The following is a 16,796-nucleotide window of genomic DNA, read 5'->3' on the forward strand; positions in this document are numbered from 1 at the left end:
CCAGTCTTTGAGATCAATCCCCTGAATCGATTCTAAAGCCTTCTTAACTAGATCATTTGTTAATTCTAGGGTAGATAAAGGAATGGTTAGAAGCATTTGTCTCAAATTTTGATCCAGAGATTAATTGACTGTTTTGAAAGGGCGTTGCGCGATTGACCCGAAGGGTCACCGAATCGAAGATTCGATCGCTCTTCCCAATCTTTTAGTTTTTGAAAACGTTATCTGTACAATAGAATCTACTTGAGTGTACTGATCTGGCGGGGGCTCGATTTCCATCATACAGTCGGTTACTCAACAACAGTCAAAAAACGGTGATCTGACATAGTAATGATTAACCGATACAGTTAGCATTATAGTAATGAATATCGACGTGCCGGCGCAAGGCACTTGCCACGTCTTGAATGGCTGTTTTAGACGTCAGCTTCCTGCTTGACGAAAGGCACTAAATGCATCATGAAATCGCGCTTGCCAATGGGTGCTCCTGCCATGCGCATGATGTCATACGCTGTGGTTAGGTGGAAATAAAAATTGGGCATTAAAAAATCATCGACGTAGGCAAGTCCGGATAATTCTGCATACAGCCCTTGTCCAAGATCGAGTCGATGGCTCTGGTGAAGCTTAGCATCAGTAACATTGATACTTGCCACCAACTCCTTCGTCGATGAAATATCGCTCTGAGCCTCAGCGAAAGAGCCGACATCAGGATTCAAATTATCCGCCGGCTGTCCCAGACACCACAGGGCAAAGTTGCGGGGCTGATTGCAAGTAAATGCGATCTGGGTGCCGAAAGGAAACATATCGGGTGCGATACGGCGCTGTAATAGGGACTCCGCCTCGTCTCCGAAATGACTCTCCGCTACTTCTAAGAGATGACTCAACGTATCGAGCCTGGAACTGAAGATATTCTGCAATGCTGAAATTTTCTGCTTTTCCATAGAATTTTGCCTGAATCCAATTGGTGAGGCTTAACAGCCCAAGTCAAGGGCAAGGGTGAAGAAGGTAAGGTTACTCAATAACTAAGCTACCGTCTTCATTGAATTCCCAGCTCTCAGCAGAGGCGACTTCCCAGAGATGACCGTCAGGATCAGAAAAATAGCCGCTGTAACCGCCCCAAAAGACATCTTGAGCTGCCTTTTCAATTTTACCGCCAGCTTTCTTGGCTAGTTCCAACACTGTGTCTACTTCAGCTTTGGATCTGGTATTGTGAGCTAAGGTGACGCCGGAAAAACCAGACCGATGAGGGCTCAATGCAGGGGACCCCATCCGCCTCCTCTTCTGCATCTAGACGGGCAAACGATTGAGCAGCAAGCAAGACTGCATCATCATTACTCCAGTCACCAATGATATCAAAAAACTTTCAGTATATTCGTCGATGATGTCCTGACTTTTTCTGGAGATCGTACCAAATAGTTATAATATAAACGGCGGCGTAAAGACATTAGCAATGCTAACGAATTTGGCTCGTAATCGCCTCGATAATTCTCGTATTCGCTTTGGGAAACGGAAACTCGGATAATTTTTCCGGTTTCACCCAGCGGATTTCGTCACACTCGATGGGTTGAGGGTCTCCTGACAAGTAACGACAATGGTGGACGTACAACGTCACTCGGAAGTGGGTGTAAGCATGATTAATCGTAATCAGATGGTCTCCCACTTCGACAGTAATCCCTAATTCTTCTTTAATTTCCCGTTCAATACAAGCCGGAATTGTCTCTTGTTCTTCAATCTTACCGCCGGGGAATTCCCATAAGCCCCCTAGTAATCCTTCTTGCAAACGGCGATCAATCAAGATTTCTCCTTGCTGATTCCAGATGACAGCAACGCCAATTTGTTTATGAGGAAGAGGAGAGGAGGGAGTACGCATAGGGATTTCAGTTTGTAAGTTGTGTTGAAAGGCTTGACAGGAATTACGCCACGGGCAGAGCAAACAACTGGGTTGTTTTGGCGTACAAAGGGTTGCCCCTAAGTCCATCAGTGCTTGATTATAATCTCTGGGATGATTTTGATCGAGTAATTGATCCGATAATTCCCATAATTGGTTAATTGCCTTTTTCGGCGGTGTGTCTAACGCAATTAACCTTGCTAAGACTCGCTTGACATTGCCATCGAGAATGGATAAGGGTTGATTAAAAGCAGCACTGAGGATCCCACCGGCTGTAGTGCGTCCAATTCCGGGTAAATGCAGAACATCAGCCAATTGCTGAGGAAAAATACCGTTGTAGTCGTTAACGATGATTTGTGCAGCCCGGTGTAAATTGCGAGCTCTGGCATAATAGCCTAACCCTTCCCACTGTTTGAGGACCGTTTGTAGTGAACTTTCAGCAAGGGTGGAGAGGTCAGGGAACGTTTCTAGCCAACGGTAATAGTAGGGAATAACGGTTTTGACTTGGGTTTGCTGCAACATAATTTCTGCAACCCAAATTTTATAAGGATCGCTAGTTTCACGCCAAGGTAAATATCGACCTTGAGTTTGATACCATTCTCGCAGCGATCGCTGCAACGTTTTAACTTCCCTTTGCGTTAACATCCTCTGATTACTAACAAAAAATAAAGCTCGTCGGGAACGAGCTTAGAGCTAGGACAAGAAATGATTACAGTTTTATTGAGCATCATTGGATTGATTGAAGGACGAACTGTACTCAGTAGCCTGTAACGATTTTTCAAAGTTCATCCGTTGTTCGGCATTGCGCAGGAAATAGCCACTCATCATCGCTGAAGCAAGTAGTCGTCCTAAGTGTTCCCGACTCGTGGTAATACTAACATTAAACTGTTCGGAAGGAAGTCCCCCCAAAAGCCCGACAACATTCCGTTCCATCACCTGAAATACTTCTTGAGACTGGGGATGAGACAACTGTTCTACTACTTCTGGGTTCAATGATTGGACATAGTGCCAAAGATGATTATTTCCCTCTACACCGTTTTCAAAAAACTCAGAATTTTGATGCTGTTGGCTATGATTCATCATATTTGATTCTCCTTCTAGGTCCCTTGATTGATTTAACTTCAATCAAGAAAGTGTGTTATTAGCCTTAATGTCATCTTCTAACCCCTACCTTAACAATTTCTTTGTTTTTTGCCGTCTGTGAAACCGTACCTCCTAGAGTCGGATTTTTCGACCCTTTACTCATTAGAATCTTCGATTAAGGGGAGATTTATCTCATTTTAAATGGTTCATCAAAGCTCATCATATAAGGTTGACATTATTGTTTGACGCGACGACTCAGCGGAACACACATGGGAGTTCCGACTACCGGATCGGGAACAATGCGTGACTCCACCCCGAAAACTTTGGCAACCATTGTTTGGGTCATCACTTGCCCTGGCGTTCCCTGATCGTAAATCTGACCCTGCTCAATAACAACTAAATGATCGGCATAACGGGCAGCTTGATTCAAGTCATGCAAAACCATCACAATCGTTCTCCTTTGCGTTTCGTTGAGTTCAGTCAGTAAATCTAAAATTTCGATTTGGTGGGCTAAATCTAAAAATGTTGTCGGTTCATCCAACAGCAAAATTTCTGTATTTTGAGCCAGCGCCATTGCCACCCAAGCCCGTTGTCGTTGTCCGCCAGAGAGATTATCTAAAGGACGTTCTGCCAATTCGGTCATCCCTGATAAGTCTAGTGCCCAATTGACCATCGTTTCATCTTCTTTTGACCATTGCTGGAGCCAGTTTTGGTGGGGATATCGTCCCTGGGCTACTAAATCTCGCACTGTTAAGCCTTCTGGCGCGATCGGGCTTTGCGGCAAAATTCCCAAACGCTTGGCGACTTCCTTAGTGGAACGTTTGACAATGTCTGTTCCATCCAAATAAACGGCTCCGCGATGGGGTTTCAACAATCGCGCCAGCCCTCGCAGCAAGGTTGATTTTCCGCAGCCATTGGGACCGACTAGGGTTGTAATTTTTTCCGAGGGAATCCCTAAATATAAATCTTGAATAATGGGTGTGCCATCATAGCCGAGCGTAAGGTGTTGCGTTTCCAGTCGGTTCATGGTTTTCTAACGTTTGCGAATCAGTAAATAAACGAAAAAAGGAGCACCCACTGCTGCCGTAATCACGCCGCACGGCAGTTCTATCGGAGGGAACAACATCCGTCCCAGCAAATCGGCAATGACAACCAGCATTCCTCCCATCATTGCTGCTGTGGGCAGTTGTCCTTCGTGGGTTCCCCCAACTAACAGACGGGAGAGATGAGGCGCCATTAAGCCCACAAACCCAATTCCGCCTGCGGTGGCAACGGAAGCGCTAGCCAAGGCAACACTGGTTACAAGCAGGATTCCCCGCCGCCACTCGATTGCGCTCCCTAATCCCCGTGCCACTTCATCCCCCAGACTCAGGGCATTCAGTTCTCTCGCCATTGCCAGCGCCAACAAACTAAAAACAACCAGCCAAGGGAGGAGGGTGAACAGCTGTTCCCAACTACGTCCATAAACGCTGCCGGTTAACCAAACCAGCGCTTGCGAAACATTGTTGATATTGCCAAAGGTGATCATGAGATTGGTGAGGGCAGATGCGATGAGGCTGAATCCGATGCCAACGAGAATTAATCGGATGGGAGAACTGCCTCCTTTCCACGCTAAAAGATAAATCAGGATAGCAACCGTTAATCCCCCGGTAAAGGCTACCACTGGCAAGAGGGAAACGGGAGTGGCGGGGAAGAGCACTAATAGCGCAACCGCAGCCAGAGAAGCCCCCGCATTGACCCCAATAATCTCGGGGGCAGCGAGCGGATTGCGGGTGATGCCTTGACTAATACTTCCCGCGATTGCAAGTCCCACGCCCACACAAAAAGCGACCAAGGTACGGGGTAATCGTAAGGTGCGGATAATAAATCCATAATCACTGTTAGCACTGTCCAGACCCAGAATGGTCTTCACGGTTGCTAAGGGAGGAACGGGATATTCTCCATAGCTGACACTGAGAACCATTGCCAGTAAGGTGATGAGCGCTAAAATGATTAATACTGTTGGCACGCGTCGATTAACGCGAAAGGAAAGCGGAACGTTTTGCAAACGGATGACCAACCAGGGAGATTTCATAACTTAATGTTTCACGCGCGATCGGACCAGATGAATGAAAAAAGGCGCGCCAAGCAAAGGCATCACTAACCCCACCGGGATTTCTTGCGGTTGAAAAACTAAACGGGCGCATAAATCTGCTAATAACAGCAAAATTGACCCAAAAATTGCAGCATAAGGCAATAGCCAACGATAATCAACCCCAATCAAGGTGCGGGTGATGTGAGGAATAACCAAGCCAATAAAAGTAATGGGGCCCGCGATCGCAACGCTAGACCCTGCCAGCAAAACCACACTCACTGCTGCCATGATCTTGACCAAAACCGTTTGCTGTCCCAACCCTTTTGCCACATCTTCCCCAAGGGATAACATGGTGAGTTGTCTGCCCAAGGCAAAAGCCAGTAACAAGCCAAGGCTGAAGTAGGGCAAAACCTGCCAAAACAGTTCCAGATCGCGCCCGGCAAGAGAACCGGCTAACCAAAACCGAATTTGATCTAAAGTTTGCTGAGAGATAATTAAAATGCCACTGGTGAGAGAATTTAAAAATGCTGTCAAAGCAGCCCCAGCAAGGATCAGCTTAACCCGCGTTAACCCGCCACGCCCTCGCGATCCTAAAAAATAAACGGTCACTGCGGTTGCTGCTGCCCCAAAAAAAGCAAACCAGACATACAGGCTGAGTCCTACTCCCTTGAGAACAAAGGTCGTGACGACAACCGCTAACGAAGCGCCCGCATTCACTCCTAAAAGGGTGGGAGAGGCGAGTGGATTGCCGGTTATCCCCTGCATAATCGCGCCCGAGACGGCAAGCGCTGCCCCGACAAACATGGCAATCAGCGATCGCGGCAGACGGACAGTGCGGATAATTAGATGCTCGGTGGACCCTTCATTGGCAATAAAAGCGCGGGTTACCTCTTCCAGGGGAATATTAGCAGCACCAAAGGCAAGATTACTCACCAGACAGATCAGGAGAATCATAACCGCTACTGCGACACTCATTGGCGAGAAGAATTGTCGTTTAAAGGAGGTTGGGTAATGATCACGTTTTTCTTTCACAAGAGCTGAGAGTCTGGGGAAACTTTGCTTCGACTCAATTGTCGGTGAATTTTGAATTAAGCCAGTAATCCAATATCTTAGATGTCTTAAGAATATTTTTCAAGTATTTGACAGTTGCTGCACCCTGCCCAGGAAATGGAGTGATCGGTATCAATTAGAAACAGATCACTCAAGTTAAGCGTAATGTCTCTAACCAGTGTTACGACTAGGTTGCATCAGGTAGCAGCACAGATAGACAGATAGTACATGCTGGGGAGGCCTTGATTGGAAAAATTCGATTGGGACTTCATTCCTCATTGGGGAGATAGAGAAACATGGTTTTGGGTAATGGCGTAAACCACCCTGTTTGGATGCCACTCGCTTGCATAGCCCTTCCCACCCAGCAGTTGCAGGTATTGAAGCCGTGATAGGTACCGTGTGCCTCAAAGAACGCCTCATTCTGCCCAGGTGCAGCCGAGCGAATTGGCAATTTTCTTCCCGCTTTGTCGTGACGAAAACTTTGGTTGATAAATTCAACTAACTGTTCATACTGCGCTACTGAGAGCCTCACTGTCTTCGTGCTGTCTGGGAGAGACTCAGCAGTTGTCAGGGAAACCTGGAGGCAGGCTTCTGACGGCCAGAACAAGGCTTTCAACGTGGTCAAGAGCCTCCAGTCTAACCCGGTTCGGGTTTCGATTAAGAAGTCTTTGTCACCCCAACTGATCGCGATTAATGCGGCTTGGCTGGTACCGCTAGCGAAGCTCTCTGCCGGAAGGTGTTCACGCCAGTCTATGGTTTCAGTGGCAAGGGGCAGGATAATGTCGGCATGAATGGCACCTGAACTGAACCGAACCTCAATTCCCTCTTGATCGGGTTCAAAATCGTTGTTAACAGGGATTAATCCTAGCAGAAGGAGCAAGAGGTAAGAAACAAGGGACACAGAGATGACATACAGACCGCGTTGCAAAAAATGAGAGCTGCTTTTGCGAGGTGAAAATGGTTGAGAAGCCTCTCGCCTTAGTTTTCTCATGGAGCCTCCTTCCCGGACATTACCCGTTGGCAACCGATTAAATTTCAGTGCTCTCCTCACTGGCATCGTCAAGTTATGGAGGTTTAGGAGAAATGACGACAGATTTGCCTTCACTGCATCATTCTCTAGCCTCTAGTTCGATCTTAGTTCACCTCAATCATTCCCCTTAGCACAACGCACGCCAATCAGGGGCGCTCACACGTTCGAGAGGAACAGATCTGACTGTTCCCAATGAATGTCTGTTGGGTAGGAAGCCCCTTCGACATCGCATTAGCGATTAGAAGTGGCTAGTTCACATTCAAGTACCTCGGCAGTTACGTTCAAACAATGATTCCACAGCCAACGGCAGTTGCCGAATGACTGTTCCAACAACTGCTTCTGTTGGGAATTGGGATAAAGTCTTACCTTGACTGCCTTTAACATTAGAGCAAATATAGCAACACTATAAATTATAATCAAACATGGGCTGAGAATCCTACGACTAAGCCCTAGGTCTGTAGTCGTCAGATGAATCAGCCTGTTTGCTAAATTGGGAGTCTTGAAGATGGCATCGCAAGAACAAGTCAAACAATATCTTGCCTACTGGTTTTTGGTAGGGAAGAAAGTCTATGTCAATAATGGTCAAGATGTAAGAAAACCGGCATCAGTGTTACAACGCGATCAATTTTCCTCAGAATTTGAACGCTGTTGGCAAGAAATTCTCTCGCCTCATAGTGGCTATTGTTATCTCCAAGGTACGGATCAAACGGTGGAAGAATTACTCACTTCTGATTGGGACGTTGAACCTTGCGCTCGTTGTCAAATGCCGATTCCGCTGAAAAATTCCGGCGTCAAAACGGGTGCTTGTCCTTGTATCGATCTCGACAATTGGCCCGATGACGAATTACCCTTTCCCCATCTTCCCGTAAACAACCAAGAGCGTCTCAGTGCTATTTCCAATCGTTTACAAAAAGACAATACCCTCGATAGTATTCGTGCTCGTTTGGAAATGACAGAACAAAATTCCCCTAACTTTCCTCCTGAGCAATCATCAGAGACATCTTACTATTCTCATTGAACCTCATCCCGTCAAATCAAAGATTATGACGGGAGTCTTCTCAGGACGCTAGATAAAACTCAAATCGAACGATGAAGCAATCTCATATCGTTGTCTTTGGCAGCCTCAATATGGACCTTTTAGCCAAGACTTCCCATTGGCCTGTACCTGGAGAAACCATTACCGGAGAACATTTTACAATGATTCCCGGTGGTAAAGGAGCGAATCAGGCGATCGCGGTGTCTCGGTTAGGGATTCCTTGTCATCTGGTGGGGCGCGTGGGCAAAGATAGCTTCGGTGATACCCTCCTGTACTCTTTACAAGCTAATAACGTTGACACCACAGGGGTTCTGGTTGATGAATCCGCTCATACTGGGGTTGCCATGATTACCGTTAATGATGACGGAGAAAATCAAATTATTGCAATTCCTGAAGCAAACGGTAACTTAGATGAAACTGATGTAGAACGGCTACGCTCTCACTTAGAGGGAGCGACATTTTTATTGATGCAGCTAGAAATCCCGATCGCGGTTGTGGGAGCTGCTGCTGAAATCGCTAAATCTTTGGGGATTACAGTCATTTTAGACCCGGCACCTGCCCAAGAATTACCGTTCACCCTATATAGCAATCTCGATATTATTACGCCCAATGCTTTAGAAGCAGAAGCTTTAGTGGGATTTCCCGTCACTGATACAGAATCAGCCCAACAAGCCGCCACTTACTTACAAAGCCAAGGCGTTAATACCGTTATGATTACCTTGGGCAAACAAGGTGTGTATTGTGCCCACGGTGAAGAAAGCTTTTTTGTCCCAGCCTTTGATCTGGTTGAACCTATTATCGATAGCGTTGCTGCTGGCGATGCCTTTAATGGGGGTTTAGCCGTAGCCTTATCTCAAGGCATGAATCTCCAACGCTCCATTATTTGCGGCTCTGCTGCTGGTGCTTTGACAGTAACGCAAGCCGGAGCCCAATCGGCATTACCTGATTATGAAAGATTATATAAATTTTTAGGTGAGCGTGTCGGTTGGCAATTGCCACAAGCGGGTCACTATTCCCCTGTCAATTTTCATTCCCAGGGATGAGCCAGGCGTATGACTACTCCTTTTATGGAATTTTCCCACTTGCCCACTTTGACAGCACCGCTGTAGCATAAACATAGACAAGCAATGTTTATGTTCTGACAACCTCAGCTCATGGAAACTTTGCTGAATCCTCACCAGAGGTAGAAACTCATCTCGAGTGGCTTGATGAGATCGACGACGATCCAGGATTAAGTCATGTGAAACAGGGATTAAAGAGAAATACCCTCACCCCCCTCTACTTATCTCCCCCTCTCCCCGCTCAATTTGTAGCAAACATTTACTAATTTGATATTACTCCTCATCCTTAGTGAAGTCCTAAAACGCAATTAATGATCTTGTGATCAATTTCCTCTGACTCTTCCGCTAACGGTGAATTACGATTAATCTCATTGCGCAAAGGGGAGAAGCCAAACCAGAGTCTTCAAACAACTCATTGGATCAGGTGTTTGAGGCGCGATTGACGCCAAATTCATGCCCAGAGGCAATCACTGTTAGGATAATTATCTGCTATATCGCTTAGAACAAACAGGATGAAAATCGATCAATTTTTAGCTGCCTTTCAACGCTTTGGCGTTAATCTCGGATTAACTCGTATTGAAAAATTATTGACTCAACTGGGCAATCCCGAAACGAGTGTTCCTTTAATCCATGTTGCGGGAACCAATGGGAAAGGTTCAGTCTGTGCTTATTTATCGTCCGTTTTAACCACAGCAGGATATCGCGTGGGACGCTACACTTCTCCCCATTTAGTTAATTGGACCGAACGCATCTGTTTGAATGAAGCACCCATTTCGGAAGCCGATTTTCTTGCTGTTTTAGAAAGAGTGAAAGCAGCGATTGGCGAGGAAGATCACCCCACCTTATTTGAAGTAGTTACCGCAGCCGCTTGGCTTTACTTTGCACAGCAAAAGGTTGATGTTGCTGTCATGGAAGTGGGGCTAGGCGGACGTTTAGATGCGACAAATGTGAAAGAGCAAGTGCTGGCATCGATTATTACCCCCATTAGTCGCGAACATTGGCAAGTTCTAGGAGATACCGTTGGCAAAATTGCAAGGGAAAAAGCAGGCGTTCTCAAGTCTCATTGTCCTGCCTTTATTGCGCCACAGGAAGCAGAAGCCGCAACCGTAATTCAAGAACGAGCTCAGGAATTGCACTGTCCGACGACTTGGGTTCAACCCGCAACACCGGTTTCTGAACGATTAGATCGCGCAACGTATCAAAGTTTAACTTATCCCTTACCGTTATCGGGAACTGTCCAACTGACTAATTCTGCCGTTGCCGTTGCAACTTTACAATATTTGCAACAACAAGGCTGGAACATTTCTGATGCAGCCATTGAGCAAGGAATCAGAAAAACCCGCTGGTTAGGACGATTGCAATGGGTCACTTGGCAGAATCGCTCTCTCCTCCTTGATGGAGCACATAACCCCGCAGCAGCACAAGGCTTGCGAGACTATGTGGATACCTTACCGCAGCCTGTCACTTGGATTATGGGGATTTTAGCGACGAAAGAACAGGAAAAAATCTTAACGATTCTTCTGCGTCCCCATGACACCCTATACACGGTTCCCGTTCCCGATCATCAAACAACGTCACCGGAAGACCTCTGTCGGATGCAACAGGCAGTAGAACAATGTTTCCCCTGTCGGGATTTAGAAACCGCTTTAGAAAAAGTGGCAGCAGACCCTAAACCACCAACAACCATTCTTTGTGGCTCTTTATATTTAGTCGGTTATTTTTTAGGAACAATCCCTCATACTCAAGATGAAACGTACAATTCTTAATGTAAAAAATACTTAACAAACAGGGTTAAATTTGTCAAAATAGACACTATGGCTACTTCAACAACGTCTCTTACTAATCCTACTTTTCCTTTAACCGCTGTGGTCGGACAAGAAGCAATTAAATTGGCATTGCTTCTCAGTGCCGTTGACCCCAAACTCGGCGGTATTGCAATTTCTGGTAAACGAGGCACTGCTAAATCAGTGATGGCGCGAGCGATTCATTCCCTGTTACCCCCCTTTGAAATTGTCAAAGGGTCAATATCTAATTGTGATCCCGAAAACCCAGAAGAATGGGATGATGAAACTTTTGCCCAGTATGGGGATACGACAGAGATTCCTACTGAAGTCATTCGTGCGCCGTTTGTGCAAATTCCGTTAGGCGTAACTGAAGACCGTTTACTCGGGTCTGTGGATGTCGAGAAGTCTGTTAAAGAAGGGAAAACCGTTTTTCAACCGGGACTGCTGGCACAAGCCCATCGGGGAGTCCTCTACGTTGATGAAATTAATCTCCTTGATGACCAAATTGCCAACCAGTTGCTCTCCGTGCTGAGTGAAGGGCGTAATGTCATTGAACGGGAAGGAATTAGCTTTCAACATCCCTGTCAACCGCTGTTGATTGCCACCTATAACCCGGAAGAAAAACCGCTACGAGAACATTTATTAGACCGCATTGCGATTACCCTTTCTGCTGATGGGGTATTAGCCCTCGATCAGCGGGTGCAAGCGGTGGAACAAGCCATTGGGTTTGCCAACTCCCAACAAGCCTTTCTGGATCAATACGAAGAAGATTTAGAGGGGTTGCGAACTGATATTATTTTGGCGCGAGAATGGTTGAAAGAAGTGACCATTGCACCAGAACAGATTAATTATTTAGTAGAAGAAGCGGTACGTGGGGTTGTGCAAGGACATCGGGCGGAATTATTTGCGGTGCGAGTGGCAAAAGCAGCAGCCGCCCTCGATGGACGTAACCAAGTCACAGGAGATGATTTACGCCGTGCTGTCGAGTTAGTCATTGTCCCGCGTTCGACTGTGGCACAAAGCCCACCGGAACAACAAGAACAAGAACCGCCACCACCGCCGCCGGAAAATAAAGATCAAGAAGACGATTCAGAAGGAGAAACGCCACCCGAAGATCAACAAGAACCGGAACAACCGCCTGAAGATCAGCAAGAGGACTCTTCCCAAGACGAAGAAGGTGAGGATGACGAAGAACAAGAAGCCCCGCAAATTCCAGAGGAGTTTGTCTTTGATGCGGAAGGGGTGATTATGGATCCCACGGTGCTTTATTTCAGCCAAATGGCAAAACAGCAGGGAACTTCCGGCAGCCGCGGTTTAATTTTCTCTGAGGAACGGGGACGCTATGTCAAACCGATGCTACCGAAAGGGAAAGTGAAACGGATTGCTGTGGATGCGACACTCCGCGCCGCAGCGCCCTATCAGAAGGCACGACGGCTGCGTCAGCCTCATCGCAAGGTAATTGTCGAACAAAGCGATATGCGCTCGAAACGCTTGGCACGACAAGCGGGAGCGTTAGTCGTTTTCTTAGTGGATGCGTCGGGTTCGATGGCATTAAACCGGATGCAATCCGCAAAAGGCGCGGTTTTACAGTTACTCACAGAAGCTTATGAAAATCGCGATCAGGTAGCACTCATTCCCTTCCGTGGGGAACAAGCAGAGGTATTATTACCGCCAACGCGATCCATTTCTATGGCACGGAATCGCCTCGAAAAACTACCCTGTGGCGGGGGTTCGCCGTTGGCCCATGGCTTAACCCAAGCGGTTCATGTGGGGATGAATGCGCAAATGTCGGGGGATGTGGGACAAGTGATCTTAGTGGCGATTACCGATGGACGAGGAAATATTCCCTTAGCGCGATCGCTGGGTGAACCCTTATCGGAAGACGAAAAGCCAAATATCAAAGAAGAACTCCTGGAAATTGCTGGTAAAATTCGGGCTCTCGGTGTGAAATTACTGGTCATCGATACTGAAAATAAATTTGTTTCCACGGGCTTTGCAAAAGAACTCGCCAAAGCAGCCGGCGGGAATTATTACCACTTGCCCAAAGCAACGGACAGCGCGATCGCGGGTATGGCAAAACAAGCCATTGCAGATATGAAATAATATTTTCGTGTTATTGCCAGCGCTCTTCTTCCATTTCTGGGTCGGTTTCTTCGTAGAGCAGGGCAGCGAATGAAATTAAGTCCCCAGAAATGCGCTAATGATCAGCGAGGTCTTAGGGCTGCAAGCTTGACTGCATCTACTCTTTAGCAGATCGCTTTGATTACTCTTTTGCCTTCCCAGGCTGATCCATCAATAAAGAGGCTGGGTTGATGATCTAAGGAGTCTTGGATACCGGTTAAGATTGGATATCACCTTCTAGCGGCTCCGTCTCCGTTTCTGTCTCTGTTTCCAGTGACTCTGTCTCATTCTCTAATTCGGGAGCAGCAGGGATATTCTCTAAAGGACGAATAATTGCCGGTTCATCAGTTGTTTCCCCTTTGAAAATAGCATCAATTGCACCTTGTAGTGTTTTTGCCATCACAATCTGATTCTCGTATACCATAATGACTCGAATCAAGGTTGGTAAACTATTTCGTTCTGCTTCTAAATAGACGGGTTCCACGTATAATAAAGATTGTTCAATGGGAATCACTAGTAAGTTGCCTTGGATAGCTCGCGATCCTTGTCGATTCCACAGCGAGATTTGCTGTGAAATCACTGGTTCTTGGTTAATGAGCGCTTCAATTTGTTCCGGCCCATAAACTAGTCTTTGTTTTGGGAACTGATACAACAATTGTCTCCCATAAAATTCACCATCAGAACGAGCAGCAAGCCAAGCAATCAGGTTATTCCGTTCGGTTGGGGTAAAGGGCAGGAGTAAAATAAACTCCTCACTCTCAGCAGTGGGCAGTTTCATCGTTAAGTAGTACGGTTCAACGGCTTGCGCTTCGTTAGCGTAAATTTCTTGAGGAATTTGCCATTGGTCTTCTCGGTTATAAAAGACTTGGGCATCGGTCATGTGATAGATTAAAAGTCGTTCTGACTGGACTTTAAATAAATCCACTGGATAGCGAATATGACTTTTCAAGGTGAGAGGCATTTCTTCAAGGGGCTTAAAAAGTTGGGGAAAGGCTTTTACCCACGCTTGAATAATTGGATCATCGGGATTAGCAATATAAAATGCCACATGACCGTTGTAAGCATCGACGACGACTTTTACTGAGTTACGGATGTAGTTAAAGCCATAACTTCCTGGATCGGAATAGGGATAGTGGTCGCTGATTGTATAAGCATCAATGATCCAGTGGAGATAGTTTTCTGAACTATTGAGTCGAGTGGTAGTGGTGTTGGCAGCAACGAGATAAGGATCATCATCAAACTGCAGAAATGGCGCGATCGCGCGGACTCTTTCTTCAATATCTCGGCGCATTAGTAAGGTGGTTTCAGGGGTAAAATTCTGAGTAAACAACATCTGCCAATCTTTCAAATATTCGGCAAAGATCCCTCGCCGCCACCAGTTGCCAATCGAAATCCCCCCTCGACCATCGTAAGTGTTATAGGCATTATCTTCTCCGGTGGGATAGTCTAACTCCGGCTGTTGAGTCCGGGTCATCACATAATTATCGGTCAGTTCTCCGTAATAAATCCTCGGTTTCCCAATGGGAATACTGTCTCGAATTTGTGGACTTGCAGTTCGCAATTGCCCAGCTTCTTCCTCTTGTCCGGTACCAATATCTTTCACATAATACTTGGGTAATCCTCCTTCTCCCACTTGATTCACCGGTGAGAGGGTAAAGCCATAGCCATGAGTGTAGACTAAATGTTGATTCACCCAAGTTTGCGCTTGTTCAGGAACGGAACTGTAATCTAACTCGCGGGGGGCAATAATCACCTGTTGCCGTTCTGTATTCCGTTTGGCAGCGTCTGGATCATCCAGATTAACGGTTAGGGTGTAGCGATCAATATCGGCGTCGGCAAATTCGTAATACAAGCGAATCTGTTGTAATTGACGGTTGGTTTGCAGCAATGGGCGCGCATCCCAAAGTCGGATATTATCAATCGTTTGCCCATTGTCCTGTATATCTGCAAAACTTAACTGTCCTTGGGGATCAAAGGGTTTTTCTTCAATTTCATCTAAACCAAAGGCAGCCCGTGTCATCCGGATGGTGCGTTCGAGATAGGGTTTTTCTCGTTCCAGTTCATTAGGAAGGACTTCAAACTGTTGTACCGTAGGACTTAAAGCCCAACCACAAACCACTGCACCCAGATAAATCACTAAGCCAAACCAAGGGGAACGCCCTTTGATCCGAAACCGCTGTGAGTGCGCGATCGCGTGCCCAAAGAGCCAAACCGCTGTCACTGCTGCCACAATGGTTAAAAAAGTTTCTAAGGGAAGTTGGACCTGGACATCCGTGTAGCTTGCCCCATAAGTCACGCCTCGTTCTGAATAGAGCAGTTCATAACGGGCTAAGCCATGGCGTAAGGATAAGGTCAATAGCACCAATCCGCCTAAACTATACAAATGGCGCAGTTGCGGATAAGAAAAACCAGGAAACTTACCATCAGGAATACTATTCCCTGAGCAAAGATAAATTAAACTAACCGCCAATAAGGCATATAAAAAGAGGCCCCCTAACCAAAAATCCAGCAGTTCCCAAATGGGTAAACTAAAGATATAAAAACCAACATTTTTCTGGAACAGGGGATCAACTGTATCAAAGGGAGTGGCGTTGAAAAATTGCAGGACTTGCGCCCAATTTAAAGCAATAATAATCGTAAAAAAAGCACTAATAATAACTGCAAAGGTTTTTAACCAGAAGCGGAGTTTCATCAGCAAAATTGCAAAAATCCCGATCAGGATCAGAATTTGCCATTTCGATTCCCAAATCCTTCCCCAAAGTGGCTTAATCAGTTGGAGTTGGAAGGGAGATGGGAGAAACGGTTTTAAGTTAGCCACTTCATAATTGTCTGAAAGTCCTGAAACTTCGTAAACATTACCAATGAAGGGGAGTTGCAATCCTTGCAAAAAAAATAAACTCACCTGCAAGTAGTGCAATAAGATAAAACTAATTAATAGAGAAATAATCGCAATTATAGTCAGTAGCCGACGCAAGGTCATTTTCCCCAGCATGGGCGGTGCACTTGGAAAATGCTGAGTAGAAGGATGAGGATAACGGAGGGCTTGCGCGATCGCGAAATTAGCCGACAAAAATAGGGCTGAAATTCCAAAAACCCCAACGCCTAATGCAAGTTGTATGCTTAATCGGGTGAGCCATACTTCTAAATAATCAACTTCTTCAAACCAAAACCAATTCACCACTAAACGACTAGCAATTTCTCCCACTAAAATCACCATAATCATAAAAAATGGCAAGCGCAGCCAGAAATCTCGACTTCTTAGAGAGAATTGTTGGTTCTGATTATGCAGTGAAGAATGATTTTTGAACTTTTCTCGAAATTGAAAGGGAAATTGCACTGGCTTAAAAAGAATAATGGAGCGGGTTGGGTTCCTTGAGAAAAAAGAAGCAGAGAAGCAATTATTTTGTATTGATTATATTCTCTCTAACTGATTTTGACAGGAAATTGCAAAATTAATTAATTTATTGCTCCTGGTTTAGGAGTCACTCACTCCTGAAAGTTCTCATCTTCTTTTCATCTAAAACTAACTGACGTTTCACGAGGTCCAACTTGCAAAAAGACTTTTGGGAGATTTATCAATTAACTTTAACGAGTGACTACTACCAATTCTCCCAGAGGATCAATTGCAGCTTCTTTACATTTTGTTACATTTAAGAGGCGTTGTCTTGCATGTCT

General features: G+C 45.9%; 13 protein-coding genes and 1 pseudogene. 4 read left to right on the top strand and 10 right to left on the bottom strand.

Annotation, left to right across the window (positions count from 1 at the left end; genetic code table 11):
- Nucleotides 1–410: 410 nt before the first annotated feature.
- From GVY04_07555 to GVY04_07595, 9 genes and pseudogenes are all read right to left on the bottom strand, one after another.
- Nucleotides 411–935: a DUF1993 family protein gene (locus tag GVY04_07555; protein ID NBD15997.1), complete on the bottom strand. Its 525-nt coding sequence runs from the start codon at nucleotides 933–935 to the stop codon at nucleotides 411–413.
- A 70-nt stretch (nucleotides 936–1,005) separates the two neighbouring features.
- Nucleotides 1,006–1,281, bottom strand: a complete 276-nt coding sequence (locus GVY04_07560) for a hypothetical protein (GenBank protein ID NBD15998.1) — start codon at nucleotides 1,279–1,281, stop codon at nucleotides 1,006–1,008.
- A 166-nt stretch (nucleotides 1,282–1,447) separates the two neighbouring features.
- On the bottom strand, nucleotides 1,448–2,527 hold the full coding sequence (gene mutY, locus GVY04_07565) for an A/G-specific adenine glycosylase (GenBank protein ID NBD15999.1): 1,080 nt from the start codon (nucleotides 2,525–2,527) through the stop codon (nucleotides 1,448–1,450).
- 72 nt (nucleotides 2,528–2,599) lie between these two features.
- Nucleotides 2,600–2,965 carry a DUF760 domain-containing protein gene (locus GVY04_07570; protein NBD16000.1) on the bottom strand — a complete coding sequence of 122 codons (366 nt, stop codon included), beginning with the start codon at nucleotides 2,963–2,965 and terminating at the stop codon, nucleotides 2,600–2,602.
- A gap of 235 nt (nucleotides 2,966–3,200) precedes the next feature.
- Nucleotides 3,201–3,992 carry an ATP-binding cassette domain-containing protein gene (locus GVY04_07575; protein NBD16001.1) on the bottom strand — a complete coding sequence of 264 codons (792 nt, stop codon included), beginning with the start codon at nucleotides 3,990–3,992 and terminating at the stop codon, nucleotides 3,201–3,203.
- A 6-nt stretch (nucleotides 3,993–3,998) separates the two neighbouring features.
- The gene (locus GVY04_07580; GenBank protein NBD16002.1) at nucleotides 3,999–5,039 is read right to left on the bottom strand and encodes an iron chelate uptake ABC transporter family permease subunit; all 1,041 of its coding nucleotides are present in this window, start codon (nucleotides 5,037–5,039) and stop codon (nucleotides 3,999–4,001) included.
- A gap of 3 nt (nucleotides 5,040–5,042) precedes the next feature.
- The gene (locus GVY04_07585; GenBank protein NBD16003.1) at nucleotides 5,043–6,014 is read right to left on the bottom strand and encodes an iron chelate uptake ABC transporter family permease subunit; all 972 of its coding nucleotides are present in this window, start codon (nucleotides 6,012–6,014) and stop codon (nucleotides 5,043–5,045) included.
- A 343-nt stretch (nucleotides 6,015–6,357) separates the two neighbouring features.
- Complete coding sequence (locus GVY04_07590) at nucleotides 6,358–7,080, bottom strand: TIGR02117 family protein (protein NBD16004.1); 723 nt, start codon at nucleotides 7,078–7,080, stop codon at nucleotides 6,358–6,360.
- Between the two features lie 315 nt (nucleotides 7,081–7,395).
- Nucleotides 7,396–7,503, bottom strand: a pseudogene (locus GVY04_07595) (helix-turn-helix domain-containing protein).
- A 121-nt stretch (nucleotides 7,504–7,624) separates the two neighbouring features.
- Between GVY04_07595 and GVY04_07600 the strand changes: the two are divergent.
- From GVY04_07600 to bchD, 4 genes are all read left to right on the top strand, one after another.
- A complete protein-coding gene (locus GVY04_07600; GenBank protein ID NBD16005.1) occupies nucleotides 7,625–8,137 on the top strand; it encodes a hypothetical protein in 513 nt (170 codons plus the stop codon).
- 71 nt (nucleotides 8,138–8,208) lie between these two features.
- A complete protein-coding gene (rbsK, locus tag GVY04_07605) occupies nucleotides 8,209–9,198 on the top strand; it encodes a ribokinase (GenBank protein ID NBD16006.1) in 990 nt (329 codons plus the stop codon).
- 530 nt (nucleotides 9,199–9,728) lie between these two features.
- Nucleotides 9,729–10,982, top strand: coding sequence for a bifunctional folylpolyglutamate synthase/dihydrofolate synthase (locus GVY04_07610; protein NBD16007.1), 1,254 nt, complete (start codon nucleotides 9,729–9,731; stop codon nucleotides 10,980–10,982).
- Nucleotides 10,983–11,030: 48 nt separating this feature from the next.
- Nucleotides 11,031–13,103, top strand: a complete 2,073-nt coding sequence (gene bchD, locus GVY04_07615) for a magnesium chelatase ATPase subunit D (GenBank protein NBD16008.1) — start codon at nucleotides 11,031–11,033, stop codon at nucleotides 13,101–13,103.
- Between the two features lie 235 nt (nucleotides 13,104–13,338).
- On the opposite strand, the gene GVY04_07620 is transcribed toward bchD, so the two are convergent.
- A complete protein-coding gene (locus GVY04_07620; protein NBD16009.1) occupies nucleotides 13,339–16,458 on the bottom strand; it encodes a hypothetical protein in 3,120 nt (1,039 codons plus the stop codon).
- Nucleotides 16,459–16,796: the final 338 nt, after the last annotated feature.

Source organism: Cyanobacteria bacterium GSL.Bin1 (genome assembly GCA_009909085.1).
Lineage (GTDB): Bacteria > Cyanobacteriota > Cyanobacteriia > Cyanobacteriales > Rubidibacteraceae > Halothece.

Excerpts from the sequence above, each read along its gene's own strand:
- GVY04_07585 (NBD16003.1), bottom strand. The coding sequence starts at position 6,014 with ATGAGTGTCGCAGTAGCGGTTATGATTCTCCTGATCTGTCTGGTGAGT.
- rbsK (NBD16006.1), top strand. The coding sequence starts at position 8,209 with ATGAAGCAATCTCATATCGTTGTCTTTGGCAGCCTCAATATGGACCTT.
- GVY04_07570 (NBD16000.1), bottom strand. The coding sequence starts at position 2,965 with ATGATGAATCATAGCCAACAGCATCAAAATTCTGAGTTTTTTGAAAAC.
- mutY (NBD15999.1), bottom strand. The coding sequence starts at position 2,527 with ATGTTAACGCAAAGGGAAGTTAAAACGTTGCAGCGATCGCTGCGAGAA.
- GVY04_07590 (NBD16004.1), bottom strand. The coding sequence starts at position 7,080 with ATGAGAAAACTAAGGCGAGAGGCTTCTCAACCATTTTCACCTCGCAAA.
- bchD (NBD16008.1), top strand. The coding sequence starts at position 11,031 with ATGGCTACTTCAACAACGTCTCTTACTAATCCTACTTTTCCTTTAACC.
- GVY04_07555 (NBD15997.1), bottom strand. The coding sequence starts at position 935 with ATGGAAAAGCAGAAAATTTCAGCATTGCAGAATATCTTCAGTTCCAGG.
- GVY04_07610 (NBD16007.1), top strand. The coding sequence starts at position 9,729 with ATGAAAATCGATCAATTTTTAGCTGCCTTTCAACGCTTTGGCGTTAAT.
- GVY04_07575 (NBD16001.1), bottom strand. The coding sequence starts at position 3,992 with ATGAACCGACTGGAAACGCAACACCTTACGCTCGGCTATGATGGCACA.
- GVY04_07600 (NBD16005.1), top strand. The coding sequence starts at position 7,625 with ATGGCATCGCAAGAACAAGTCAAACAATATCTTGCCTACTGGTTTTTG.
- GVY04_07560 (NBD15998.1), bottom strand. The coding sequence starts at position 1,281 with ATGCAGAAGAGGAGGCGGATGGGGTCCCCTGCATTGAGCCCTCATCGG.
- GVY04_07580 (NBD16002.1), bottom strand. The coding sequence starts at position 5,039 with ATGAAATCTCCCTGGTTGGTCATCCGTTTGCAAAACGTTCCGCTTTCC.